The organism is Ruegeria sp. ANG10 (assembly GCF_040705255.1).
Taxonomy (GTDB): Bacteria; Pseudomonadota; Alphaproteobacteria; order Rhodobacterales; family Rhodobacteraceae; genus Ruegeria.
On sequence record NZ_JBFCVU010000002.1, the window covers coordinates 25,761 to 37,631 of the forward strand.

Below are 11,871 nucleotides of genomic sequence, written 5' to 3' on the forward strand. Positions count from 1 at the left end.
ATTGTTAAAAAGGTGTAATTGGCGTGTCTGACATGCCATCTTTTTACCATAATACCAATTACACGATAAACTTAATAGAATGCCTGCAACCCGGTTTGTGCCCGCCCCAGGATCAGCGCATGCACATCATGGGTCCCTTCATAGGTATTCACAGTCTCAAGATTAACCATGTGGCGAATGACATGGAACTCTAGCGAGATACCGTTACCGCCATGCATATCCCGTGACATCCGTGCGATATCCAAAGCTTTGCCGCAATTGTTGCGCTTGACGATCGAAACCATCTCGGGTGCGGCGTTCGCCTCGTCCATCAGCCGGCCAACGCGCAGGCTTGCCTGCAAACCCAATGAGATTTCGGTTTGCATGTCTGCCAGCTTGCGTTGAAACAACTGCGTCTGCGCCAGCGGACGATTGAATTGTTTTCGATCTAACCCGTATTCGCGCGCGGCGTGCCAGCAGTTTTCAGCCGCCCCCATGACACCCCAGCTGATGCCATAGCGCGCTCGGTTCAAACAGCCAAACGGGCCTTTCAATCCCTGAACATGCGGCAACAGCGCGTTTTCGTCGACCTCGACGCCGTCCAGGACGATTTCGCCGGTGATCGACGCCCGTAGGCTCAGCTTGTTCTGAATTTTCGGAGCGCTCAGTCCCTTAAGACCTTTGTCCAAGACAAAGCCACGGATCTTGCCGTCATGCGCGTCTGACTTGGCCCAAATCACAAACACATCCGCAATCGGAGAGTTCGAGATCCACATCTTGCTGCCGGTCAAACGGTATCCGCCGTCTATTTTCTCGGCCCGGGTTTTCATACCGGCCGGGTCCGATCCTGCATCAGCCTCGGTCAGGCCGAAACACCCGATCCATTCACCGCTGGCCAGTTTCGGCAGGTATTTCCGGCGCTGTTCTTCGCTGCCATAGGCATAAATCGGGTACATCACCAACGAACTTTGAACCGACATCATCGAGCGATAGCCCGAATCCACGCGCTCAACTTCGCGCGCGACCAAACCGTAAGACACGTACCCTGCCCCCAGTCCGCCGTATTCCTCGGGGATCGTGGTGCCCAGCAGGCCCATTTCACCCATTTCGCGGAAAATCTCGGGATCCGTTTCTTCGTTCTGATAAGCCTCGGTCACCCTTGGTTGCAGCTTTTCCTGCGCATAAGCGTTGGCGCTGGCGGCGATCATACGTTCGTCTTCCGTCAGTTGATCGGACAAACGAAAAGGATCATCCCACGTGAATTTACCCATATCAGGCGCATCTTTGGCGCGCAGAGTTGGCTTGGTGTCAGGGGCGTTCATGGTGCTTCTCCGCTCAATCAGCTTCGCGGCAAACTAACCCGGCCTTTCAGCAAAAGACAGTAAGAGTTTGGCATCTGCCTATGAGCAAAACTCATACCCCTGCCCCGACCTTTAACCCAGCGCGTATCCGGCGCCGCGAACAGTTCGAACCGGGTCATTGCCGCCATGTTGCGTCAGTGCTTTTCGCAACCTACCTATATGGACGTCTACGGTGCGTGTATCGACATAGATATCGCGGCCCCAAACCCGGTCAAGCAGTTGCTCGCGGCTCCAGACCCGGCCGGGTTTTTCCATGAATGTGCTCAGCAGGCGAAACTCGGTCGGGCCAAGTTTTAATGGTTTGCTGTTACGGCTGACCTTGTGCGTTTCCGCGTCCAGAATGATGTCGTCAAATTCAAGACGTATACCAACAGTTGCCGGGCGGACCCGGCGCAGCTGCGTGCGCACCCGCGCCATCAGTTCAACCACTGAATACGGTTTGACCACATAATCATCTGCGCCGGTTTCCAGACCGCGCACCTTATCGATCTCTTCCGTACGCGCCGACAGCATTATGATCGGAATGGCGCGTGTATCAGGGCGCATTTTCAGACGCCGGCAGACCTCGATCCCGCTGAGGTTGGGCATCATCCAGTCCAGCACAATGATGTCCGGTTGTTCCTCATTGACCAACAGCATGGCTTCGTCGCCATTGGCGGCCTTGGATACGCGGAACCCTTCAGCTTCGAGGTTATAGGCCAGCACTTCACGCTGGGCCGGTTCATCCTCAACAACCAGTACGGTTGGTTGATCAGCGGACATTCGTCTTAACTCCTAGGCGGATTGGGAAGTTATATCAGCTTTCGGGCGCGCCTCGGTCGGACGTTCACCGGTGATGAAATACACGACCTGTTCGGCAATCGCGGTGACGTGGTCGCCCATACGTTCAATGTTCTTGGCGATGAAATGCAGGTGCATACAGGACGAAATGTTGCGCGGGTCTTCGGCCATGAAGGTCAGCAATTCCCGGAACAGGCCGTTATACATCTGATCCACCTCTTCGTCGCGGTCGATCACCTCGGAGGCCAGTTCGGCGTCACGCTGAATATATGCGTCCAGCGCGTCACGCAGCATACGCTCGACCTCGCGCGCCATGCGTCGCAGAGCGGAAGCCGTACCGTTGATATCACCTCCACTCGCCAGAACCGTTGTTCGTTTGGCGATGTTCTTGGAATAATCGCCAATCCGTTCCAAGTTGGCTGAGACCTTCAAAACCGACAGAACCAGACGCAAGTCACTGGCGGTCGGCGCGCGCAGTGCGATCAGGCGAGCCGTTTCTTCGTTGATCAACTCTTCCAGCGCGTCGATGGCCTTGTCACCCTGACGGACTTGCTGGGCCAATTCCTCGTCCCGCGTTTCAAGCGACCGGGCCGAGTTCATGATAGCAGCCTCGACCAGTCCGCCCATCTTCATGATATGGGCCTGAATGGCTTCGAGATCGCGGTCGAAGGCGGATGCAATATGTTGTTCGCTCATATCTGAATACCTGTGTTCAGCCGATACGGCCTGTAATGTAGCTTTCCGTGCGGGGATCTTCAGGGTTCGTGAAGATCTGCCCGGTCTCACCAAATTCGACCAGATTGCCCAGATGGAAGAACGCGGTCTTTTGGCTGACCCGCGCTGCCTGCTGCATCGAATGTGTGACGATCACCACCGAATAGCGCGAGCGCAGCTCGTCGATCAGTTCCTCGACCTGTGCGGTTGCAATTGGATCCAGGGCCGAGCATGGCTCATCCATTAGCAAAACCTCGGGCTCGGTCGCCACGGCACGCGCGATGCACAGACGCTGCTGCTGACCACCGGACAGACCGGTGCCGGGGGCGTCCAGACGATCCTTGACTTCATCCCAGATCGCACCGCGGCGCAGGGATTTCTCAACGATCTCATCCAGTTCCGCCTTGTTCTTAGCAAGACCATGGATGCGCGGACCGTAGGCAACGTTGTCGTAGATAGACTTCGGGAACGGGTTCGGTTTCTGGAACACCATGCCCACTTTGGCGCGCAGCTGCACCGGGTCGACACGCTTGTCATAGATGTCTTCACCATCCAACAGGATATCGCCTTTGACCCGGCAGATATCGATCGTGTCGTTCATCCGGTTCAGGCACCGCAAAAAGGTGGACTTGCCACAACCCGAAGGGCCGATGAAGGCTGTGACAGTCTTGTCTTCGATCTTGACGTTCACGTCTTTGATGGCATGCGTGTCGCCGTAGTAGACCTGAACGTTATTCGCGGCGATTTTGATATTTCTGGAGTCCACGGTTCTCTCCACTTTCGTCATCTGGTTCATCTTGGGCCCCTCTTACCAGCGGCGTTCAAAGCGGCGGCGCAGAAGTACCGCGATGGTGTTCATTGTCACGAGGAAGATCAACAGAATGATGATTCCCCCCCATGCGCGTTCATAAAAGGCCGGGTCGGCGCGCTTGGACCATTCATAGATCTGCGCCGGCATGGCCGAGTTTGGCGACAGGAAGCCCGCGACGATGCCGTCCGGTGGGTTCGAGGCGATAAAGCCTACCATTCCGATCAGCAACAGCGGCGCGGTTTCCCCCAGAGCTTGCGCCAGGCCGATGATGGTTCCGGTCAGAATTCCGGGCGCGGCCAGCGGCAGAACGTGATGGAACACCGCCTGCATTTTCGAGGCCCCTACTCCCAACGCTGCATCACGGATCGACGGCGGAACCGCCTTCAGCGACGCGCGGGTCGAGATGATGATCGTCGGCAAGGTCATCAGCGTCAGCACCAGACCACCGACCAGAGGCGCCGAAGTTGGCAGGTGCATATAGTTGATGAACACGGCCAGACCCAGGATACCAAACACGATGGACGGCACGGCGGCGAGGTTCGAGATGTTCACCTCAATGATATCCGTCAATCGGTTCTGCGGTGCGAATTCCTCAAGATAGATCGAGGCCGCAACGCCAATCGGAAGCGCCAGCGCAAGCACCACGAACATCATGAACAGCGAACCCAGCATCGATACACCGATCCCCGCAGCCTCGGGCCGCTGATCAGATGCGTCCGAGCCAAAGATGAAATCAGGGTTGAAGGCTTTGTACAGCACACCCGCATTTCTCAACTTATCAACGAAATCAAGCTGTTCGACCGAGATGCTCTTGTCGTTGGCGATGGAATCGCGTGTAACGCGACCCTTCAAATAGCCATCGACGCGGCTGTTGGTCAAAAAGCGGAAGCTGACCGTTTTCCCGATCTCATCAGGGTTGGCGATGACATAGTTCCGCAATTCGGCCTGCGCCGCCTTGGACAAAATTTTGCCCATGTCCTTTGGCGACAGATCGGTCTGGATACCCAACTGTGCAACTTCATTTTCCAAAGCCGACGCGATCAGAGGTGCATAGCCGAAGGTGGAAACCTTCTTGATGTCTTCCATATTGCGGTTGCCCTTCTTGTCCAGCTTGTCGGCTTTTAGCTCGACATTCAGTTCAAGATAGGTTTGCTGGAAGGCCCCAGTCCCTGCGGTCACAATGTTCGTGACCAGCACGACCAGCATCATCAACCCGATACCGATGGCGGCGATACCATACATCTTAAACCGGCTCTCGGCCGCGTTACGACGCTTGGTGCGGCTGTCCTTTTCAAACAGTGAACCACCTTTGGGTTTTGCCACAGGAGCAGCGTCAGGTGTTTGGGAAATATCGGTCATTCGTACTGCTCCCGGTATTTGCGTACGATGTAGAGGGCAAAGATGTTCAACCCCAGCGTGATGATGAACAGCGTCAAACCCAGCGCAAAGGCCACCAGCGTCTCGGGGCTGGCAAAGTCGGTATCACCGGTCAACTGGCTGACGATCCGAGTGGTGATTGTGGTCATCGCCTCAAACGGGTTGCCCGAGAATTTGGCAATCGCGCCAGCTGCCATCACCACGATCATCGTTTCGCCGATGGCACGGCTTGCAGCCAGAAGGATAGCACCGACGATACCTGGCAGGGCTGCAGGCAGGATCACACTACGCACAGTCTCGGAGTGGGTTGCCCCAAGACCAAGGGAACCGTCCCGCATTGACTGCGGTACTGCATTGATAATGTCGTCGGACAGCGATGATACGAACGGGATCAGCATGATCCCCATCACTAACCCAGCAGTCAGAACCGCATTGGAACTGGCCATCCAGCCAACACCCAGCGCGCCGCCTTCGCCAAACATCGACACCAGCGCCGGACCCACTGTCAGCAAAGCGAACAGACCATAAACGATGGTTGGAATGCCGGCTAGAATTTCTAGCAGAGGTTTGGCTATAGACCGCGTTGCACCCGAAGCATACTCGGACAAGTAAATCGCGGCGAACAGGCCAATCGGTACCGCCACCAGCAGTGCGATCAGTGAAATATACAGCGTTCCCCAAAGCAGTGGCAGGATAGACAGTTCACTGCCTCCGCGGAAATTTGGGGCCCATGTGCTGCCGAAGAAGAAGTCCTTCCAAGAATGCAGTTGGAAGAAGTTCATGGTTTCGAAAAGCATCGACAGAACGATGCCGACTGTGGTCAGGATCGCGATTGACGCTGCCAGCAACAGCAGCGCAAGTACGCCCTGCTCGACCACATTTCGAGCCCGGAATTCCTTGTGCGTACGCACGTAGGCAAAGGCCGCACCAAGCAACGCCAGAGCTAGCACGATGACCTGCATCGCGACCTTCCCAGTCGACGTCATGCTGCGGAATTTTTGCGCCGCCATCAGAATGGGCTGCGTAATGTCCTGCGTCAGAACCTGCCCAGCATCTTTCAGCGTTTTGGTCACAGTTTCGATGTCGGCATTGCCGTCCCGAGCCTGTGCTTCGGTCATCGCACCGCCGGCAACGGCACCGTCCAGACCATAGGCCACGCGTCGCACCTCGCTCATGATCAGACCACGATCTGACCCTTCGGGGATCGACTGATCGGGAATTAGTCCGGACACCGTGCTGTTCACAATCACCGGCTGCACCAGAAGCCAGATAATTAGCACGCCCAAAGCCGGAACCAGTGCCGTTAGCGCAACGTTGTAGCCATAATAAGAAGGCAACGAATGCAGTTCACGGGCATTACCCCCCGCGCTTGCCAAAGCACGGGAACGGCCCGTGAAATATCCGATCACTGCCAGCGCAAGCAGGATAAGCAACAGCCAGGATAACGCCATGAGAACTCCGTGGGGATGGCAGTGTTTGGAGTCAAAAAGAACCGGGACGCGAATAAAACGCCCCGGTTCGATTTTCGAGGTGGATTAGGAACCGCCGCCCAAAACGGCTTCGTTTGCAACGGTTTCCTGAACCTTGCCCAGCTCCGGATCAGAGACCAGACCATACTCGGCCAGTGGGCCATCGGGGCCTGCGATCTCGTCCGCAACGAAGAACTCAGCATATTCTTTCAGACCGGGGATCACGCCGATGTGCGCTTTCTTCACATAGAAGAACAGCGGGCGCGAGACCGGGTATTCGCCGGATGCGATCGACTCGGTAGAAGGAACGATACCGGACATGGTCGCAACCTGCAGCTTGTCGGTGTTGTTCTCGTAGAAGGCCAGACCAAAGACGCCGATACCGTCCTTGTTGCTGTCGATGCGGGCCAGGGTCTCGGTATAATCGCCGTCGATGTCGACCGAAACGCCATCGGTACGCAGCGCGATACAGGCCTTTTCAGCGGCTTTCTTGTCATCGCCGTTGGCGGCTTTGTAGACGTCGAAGTCACCCAGGTGCTCACAACCAGCCAGGATCACCTTGTCTTCGAACACTTCGCGAGTGCCGTGCTTGGTGCCCGGTACGAACGCTGCAATCGGCTGCGCCGGGAATGCGGGGTTTACGTCGGCCCAGGTTTTGTTCGGGTTGTCGACCAGTTCACCGTCAACAACGATCTGTGCGGACAGGGCTTTGTACCAATCTTCCGGCGTGAACTCGAACGAGTTGCCGTTGATGTCCGAGGCGAACACGATGCCATCATAACCGATCTGCACTTCGATGATGTCGGTCACACCGTTTTCGGCACAGGCTTTGATCTCTTTTTCGCGAATCGCGCGCGATGCGTTTGCCACGTCGATGGTGTTTTCGCCAACACCTTCGCAAAACCGCTTGAGGCCCGCAGACGAACCACCCGATTCAACAACAGGTGTCGGGAAGTCAAAATTTTCACCGAAGGCTTCTGCGACGATCGAAGCATAAGGCAGCACGGTCGAAGAACCGGCAACCTGAACCTGATCACGTGCGGCGGCAGCGGTGGCCGATACGGCAGCGATGGCAATCGCCGAAGCCGACAGTTTAACAAAGGACATTACAGTCTCCTTGATCATATCAGTTTGTGATCATCCCCATGATGATCTTGCGCCGACTTCTAAAAGTAGCGCGTAAGCCTTTTGTGACAGGTATGTAACAGCTTTATGACAGATTGCCTGAAAACAGGCTTTTGGAACGCAAAGCTGCAATGCACCGTTTACATGACAAGCAGGCCATTGCGGGTACAATGCTGTTATCGCGGCAATATTACGGTAAAGATCGAGCCCTTACCCACTTCGCTTTCCACCCGCAAACGCCCGCGATGCCGGTTGATTATGTGTTTTACAATCGCAAGGCCTAACCCAGTTCCACCCAGTTGCCGCGATCTGTGGCTGTCCGCGCGGTAGAATCGCTCGGTCAAGCGTGGCAGGTGCACCGCATCTATGCCGGGGCCCTTGTCACTGACCAGAACCCTGACGGCCGGGCCGCGCATGGCTGAGTCGCGTTCGGATGATTCCACCCGAATGTCGACGCTGCCCCCACTGCCGCCGTATTTGATGGCATTCTCGATCAGGTTGGTAAAGACCTGACGCAACTGGTCGCTATCCCCGATCAGCGATACGGGCCCTTCCGGCGCGTTCAGGGTCACCTCTACCCTGGCACTCTCGGCCAGCGGGCGCAGTGAGTTCAGCGTCGATTGCAACAGGCCCGTCAATTCAAGTTGATCCTTGGGACGCACGCGTTCTTCGCTTTCGACGCGGTTCAACGACAGCAGATCCCCCACCAACCGGTTCATGCGATTGGCTTCGTCGGCCATGATCTCAAGAAACCGCGCGCGAGCGGTGGCGTCATCACGCGCCGGGCCACGCAATGTTTCGATGAAGCCCATCAACGCTGTCAGCGGTGTGCGCAACTCATGACTGACATTTGCCACGAAATCCCGCCGCATCTGGCTGGCCTGCTCGACATGCGAAACGTCTTGGAAAGTCGCCAGCATGGCGCCGCCGGACACCGCCCCTACCCCGTTCAGATAGCGGCATTCGACCTCGAACGTGGTGTCCTGAGCACCGTCATTGGACAGGTGGCGCGCTTTTGACGGACCTTTGGTATGCAGGCATTGTTCGATAGCATCAATCACCCCAGGTTGCCGCAGAATCGTTGCAAAATGCCGACCGACAATATTCTGCGTCAGCAGGGTGTTGGCATCGTCATTGGCGGCGATGATCCGTTCGGTCTGATCGACCATCAAAGCCGGCATCGGAATGGCCGAGACAAATTCGGCAAGCAGGTCGTCTGACATTCTTCAGACCTTTCCCGGCGCGTTAAGACACAGACTTCATCTCGTCACGGAACCTACGCATGTTTTCCTGGTAGTGCAGCGCGCTGAGCGTGATTTTTTGCGCTGCCGCCTCATCCAGTTGGCGCACAACCTTGCCGGGCGTTCCCATGACCAATGAATTATCGGGTATTTCCTTACCTTCGGTGATCAAGGCCCCTGCCCCGATCAGACAGTTCTTACCGATCTTCGCCCCGTTCAGCACAATTGCCCCCATACCGATCAGCGTGTTTTCCCCGATCGTACACCCATGCAGCATCACCTTGTGTCCAATGGTGCAGTTCTTGCCGATGGTCAGCGGATATCCGGCGTCGATATGCATGATGCAATCTTCCTGCACATTGCTGCCTTCGCCCACGCGAATCTCTTCGTGATCGGCACGGATTGTGCAACCAAACCAAACCGAGGCCCCCTGCTCCAACACCACCTTGCCGACCAGATTGGCATCTGGGGCCACCCATGTGTCCGCGTGGATCTGGGGGGCGTGTTCGCCCAGGGCATAGATGGTCATGACAAACCCTCAAATTCGTTCTGCAAAGTGCGTACGTGATCTTGCAGTCTTGGTTGTTGGATACGGCGCATACGCTCGGCGCTGACGATGGTTTTCAGCTTTTCCTCGGTTGTATCCAGGTCATCGTTGACCAGCACATAATCGTAATAGCCCCAGTGGCTGATCTCATCCCAGCTTTTGAGCATCCGCTTGGCGATCACATCCTCGCTGTCCTGCCCCCGGGTTTCCAGGCGGCGGCGCAATTCGGGGATAGAGGGCGGCAGGATGAAAATCGACAATGCGTGCTTACCCAGATCCGAATTGCGGATCTGAACCTCACCCTGCCAATCCACGTCGAAAAGAACATCGCGGCCCGCATTAATCGAATCCTGCACCGGGCCTGCCGGAGAGCCATAGAAATTCCCAAACACGTGCGCATGTTCCAGCATCTGACCCTTGGCAACCTGCTGTCTGAATTCATCCTCTGACAGAAAGTAATATTCCCGTCCGTGTTCTTCGCCCGGACGAGGGGCGCGGGTCGTGGCGGAAACCGAGAACTCCAGACCTTCATCCCAGGCCATAAGCCTGCGGGCCAAAGTGGATTTCCCCGCCCCGGAAGGCGAAGACAGGATGATAAGTAGGCCGCGGCGATCTGCCATGTCAGTGGTTCCCATCGTCATTCAACATTTTGCACCTGTTCGCGCATCTGGTCTATTACCGCCTTCAACTCAAGCCCTACCGAGGTCAGCTCGGCGCTTTGCGCCTTTGAGCACAGCGTGTTGGCCTCGCGGTTAAACTCCTGCATCAGGAAATCCAGCTTGCGCCCCACGGCACCATCCTGCGACAGCAGATCGCGTGCGGCGTTCACATGCGCTTTCAGGCGGTCAATTTCTTCGGTGATATCGGATTTGACCGCGATCAGCGCCAATTCCTGCGCGACCCGGTCCGGGTCAGCCCCTTGCGCATTGTCCAGCACACGGGCCAAATTTTCGCGCAATGCCTCGGCGGTCTTGTCCTTGCGTTGTTCTGCAAGCTCGGCCGCTTGCGCCGTTAAGTCGGCGACCTGAGCAAGCTGCCCGTCCAGAATGTCTGCCAGAGCCTTGCCTTCGGTCCGGCGCATGTCGACAAAAGCCGCCAACAGGTCGGCAAATTCCTTCGTCAATTCCTTGACCAGAAGCGCGGGGTCGTCCGCTTCACTGCCAGCCTCCAACATTCCTCTCAACCCTATCAGGTCCGCCGCAGTCGAAGGTGCCAACGCGACGCCGCTATCTGCCGCCATTTCCTGCGTACGGGCCAGCGCAGCAAGAGCAGCACTCATGGCATCTTCGTTCAGAACCAGATCAGGCGCGGTTTCCTCACGGCTTAGTCGCAGAGATAAGGTGACATTTCCCCGGCTCAGTGATTTGGACAGCTGGCCGCGCAATGCGGTTTCAAGCCCGGTCAGCCACTCGGGCATGCGCAACCGCATGTCCAGACCCTTGCCGTTCACACTGCGCAGTTCCCACGTCCAGCTATGCGGTCCATACGCCCCTTTGCCTGCGGCGAACCCGGTCATGGATCTGATCATGTTGGCTGTCCTTGTCTGCTCGGTTGTCGCACCTAATGCCATCGGCGGGCGCAGGGCAAGAGTTTGCTGGTTTTTGGCCTTCGCCCAGAAGTTAACCATTCATTAAAGAATTCCTCCAAAATTGAATCAACCCGTGTCAATTTGGCTTTGGTCAAGGATGATCGGACTTGAAGGGTCCCGATATCTGGCATTTTAGATAAATGACGGTCGATTGACGCTAGGGTGATGTAAATGAAAACGTTTTTCGGTAACAGGTTCGGATCGAACTCTGGAAAGATCGTCGCAATGGATCGTTTTGACAGCGGGCGCAGCCTCTCGCCCATCCGACAGGTCGAGGCGTACTGGACCGCGCTGTTAACCGGCGACGGAGTCCCCAAACGCGCGCGGATCGATCCGCGCGGGCTTGAGAACGTCCTTGAATACACGTTCATTCTGGAACGCATCGCGCCCGGTCTGGCCCGGTTTCGTCTGGCTGGAAGCCACCTGACACAGCTGGCAGGCATGGAAGTGCGCGGCATGCCGTTAACCGCATTTTTCGAACCCAGCGCTCGTGGCCAGATATCGGACGTATTGGAGCAAGTCTTTGCCCAGCCGGCAATTGCCGAGCTTGGATTGGTCGCCGCAGGCAAACTGGGCCGCAGCCAGTTGCAAGCACGTATGATCCTGCTGCCGCTGAAAAGCGATCTTGGCGATGTAAGCCGCGTGTTGGGTGTCTTGATGTCCGACGGTGCAATCGGCGCGACGCCCCGCCGGTTCTCAATCCCTGACACCAGAGTGCGGGCTGTTTCAGACGTTCAGGCGCCGCAACAACCGGCGCAGCAGATCTCGGCCGGGTTTGCGGAAGAGCAAGCAGAGTTCAAGAAACCCGGATCACATTTACGGCTGGTTGCGTCACGGGACGACTAACAAAAAAGGCGGGCCAATGCAGCCCGCCTTTTA

12 protein-coding genes are annotated in these 11,871 nt (G+C 56.6%); 1 reads left to right on the plus strand and 11 read right to left on the minus strand.

Features of this window, described 5'->3' with window-relative positions:
- Nucleotides 1-71: 71 nt before the first annotated feature.
- From AB1A64_RS04175 to AB1A64_RS04225, 11 genes are all read right to left on the minus strand, one after another.
- A complete protein-coding gene (locus AB1A64_RS04175; RefSeq protein ID WP_366550277.1) occupies nt 72-1,301 on the minus strand; it encodes an acyl-CoA dehydrogenase in 1,230 nt (409 codons plus the stop codon).
- A gap of 111 nt (nt 1,302-1,412) precedes the next feature.
- Nucleotides 1,413-2,102 carry a phosphate regulon transcriptional regulator PhoB gene (gene phoB / locus AB1A64_RS04180; protein WP_366550278.1) on the minus strand — a complete coding sequence of 230 codons (690 nt, stop codon included), beginning with the start codon at nt 2,100-2,102 and terminating at the stop codon, nt 1,413-1,415.
- A gap of 12 nt (nt 2,103-2,114) precedes the next feature.
- Complete coding sequence (gene phoU, locus AB1A64_RS04185) at nt 2,115-2,816, minus strand: phosphate signaling complex protein PhoU (RefSeq protein ID WP_366550279.1); 702 nt, start codon at nt 2,814-2,816, stop codon at nt 2,115-2,117.
- Nucleotides 2,817-2,832: 16 nt separating this feature from the next.
- Nucleotides 2,833-3,630, minus strand: a complete 798-nt coding sequence (gene pstB, locus AB1A64_RS04190; RefSeq protein ID WP_366550280.1) for a phosphate ABC transporter ATP-binding protein PstB — start codon at nt 3,628-3,630, stop codon at nt 2,833-2,835.
- A 12-nt stretch (nt 3,631-3,642) separates the two neighbouring features.
- Entirely contained in the window at nt 3,643-5,004 is a 1,362-nt protein-coding gene (pstA, locus tag AB1A64_RS04195; RefSeq protein ID WP_366550281.1) for a phosphate ABC transporter permease PstA, read from the minus strand.
- Nucleotides 5,001-6,473 (minus strand): phosphate ABC transporter permease subunit PstC, encoded by a 1,473-nt coding sequence (gene pstC, locus AB1A64_RS04200; protein ID WP_366550282.1) that lies wholly within the window; start codon nt 6,471-6,473, stop codon nt 5,001-5,003. The genes pstA and pstC overlap by 4 nt, the downstream gene beginning before the upstream one ends.
- 84 nt (nt 6,474-6,557) lie before the next feature.
- Nucleotides 6,558-7,598, minus strand: coding sequence for a substrate-binding domain-containing protein (locus AB1A64_RS04205; protein WP_366550283.1), 1,041 nt, complete (start codon nt 7,596-7,598; stop codon nt 6,558-6,560).
- Between the two features lie 194 nt (nt 7,599-7,792).
- Entirely contained in the window at nt 7,793-8,839 is a 1,047-nt protein-coding gene (locus tag AB1A64_RS04210) for an ATP-binding protein (RefSeq protein ID WP_366550284.1), read from the minus strand.
- 22 nt (nt 8,840-8,861) lie between these two features.
- On the minus strand, nt 8,862-9,386 hold the full coding sequence (locus tag AB1A64_RS04215) for a gamma carbonic anhydrase family protein (RefSeq protein WP_366550285.1): 525 nt from the start codon (nt 9,384-9,386) through the stop codon (nt 8,862-8,864).
- The gene (gene gmk, locus AB1A64_RS04220) at nt 9,383-10,024 is read right to left on the minus strand and encodes a guanylate kinase (protein WP_170348722.1); all 642 of its coding nucleotides are present in this window, start codon (nt 10,022-10,024) and stop codon (nt 9,383-9,385) included. Before gmk ends, AB1A64_RS04215 begins: the two co-directional genes overlap by 4 nt.
- Nucleotides 10,025-10,041: 17 nt before the next feature.
- Nucleotides 10,042-10,932: a YicC/YloC family endoribonuclease gene (locus tag AB1A64_RS04225; RefSeq protein ID WP_366550286.1), complete on the minus strand. Its 891-nt coding sequence runs from the start codon at nt 10,930-10,932 to the stop codon at nt 10,042-10,044.
- A gap of 231 nt (nt 10,933-11,163) precedes the next feature.
- Between AB1A64_RS04225 and AB1A64_RS04230 the strand changes: the two genes are divergently transcribed.
- Complete coding sequence (locus AB1A64_RS04230) at nt 11,164-11,838, plus strand: PAS domain-containing protein (protein ID WP_366550287.1); 675 nt, start codon at nt 11,164-11,166, stop codon at nt 11,836-11,838.
- Nucleotides 11,839-11,871 lie beyond the last annotated feature (33 nt).

Coding starts and splice junctions, on each gene's coding strand:
- pstA (WP_366550281.1), bottom strand. CDS start 5,004: ATGACCGATATTTCCCAAACACCTGACGCTGCTCCTGTGGCAAAACCC.
- phoB (WP_366550278.1), bottom strand. CDS start 2,102: ATGTCCGCTGATCAACCAACCGTACTGGTTGTTGAGGATGAACCGGCC.
- gmk (WP_170348722.1), bottom strand. CDS start 10,024: ATGGCAGATCGCCGCGGCCTACTTATCATCCTGTCTTCGCCTTCCGGG.
- pstC (WP_366550282.1), bottom strand. CDS start 6,473: ATGGCGTTATCCTGGCTGTTGCTTATCCTGCTTGCGCTGGCAGTGATC.
- AB1A64_RS04225 (WP_366550286.1), bottom strand. CDS start 10,932: ATGATCAGATCCATGACCGGGTTCGCCGCAGGCAAAGGGGCGTATGGA.
- AB1A64_RS04205 (WP_366550283.1), bottom strand. CDS start 7,598: ATGTCCTTTGTTAAACTGTCGGCTTCGGCGATTGCCATCGCTGCCGTA.
- AB1A64_RS04215 (WP_366550285.1), bottom strand. CDS start 9,386: ATGACCATCTATGCCCTGGGCGAACACGCCCCCCAGATCCACGCGGAC.
- AB1A64_RS04175 (WP_366550277.1), bottom strand. CDS start 1,301: ATGAACGCCCCTGACACCAAGCCAACTCTGCGCGCCAAAGATGCGCCT.
- AB1A64_RS04230 (WP_366550287.1), top strand. CDS start 11,164: ATGAAAACGTTTTTCGGTAACAGGTTCGGATCGAACTCTGGAAAGATC.
- phoU (WP_366550279.1), bottom strand. CDS start 2,816: ATGAGCGAACAACATATTGCATCCGCCTTCGACCGCGATCTCGAAGCC.
- AB1A64_RS04210 (WP_366550284.1), bottom strand. CDS start 8,839: ATGTCAGACGACCTGCTTGCCGAATTTGTCTCGGCCATTCCGATGCCG.
- pstB (WP_366550280.1), bottom strand. CDS start 3,630: ATGAACCAGATGACGAAAGTGGAGAGAACCGTGGACTCCAGAAATATC.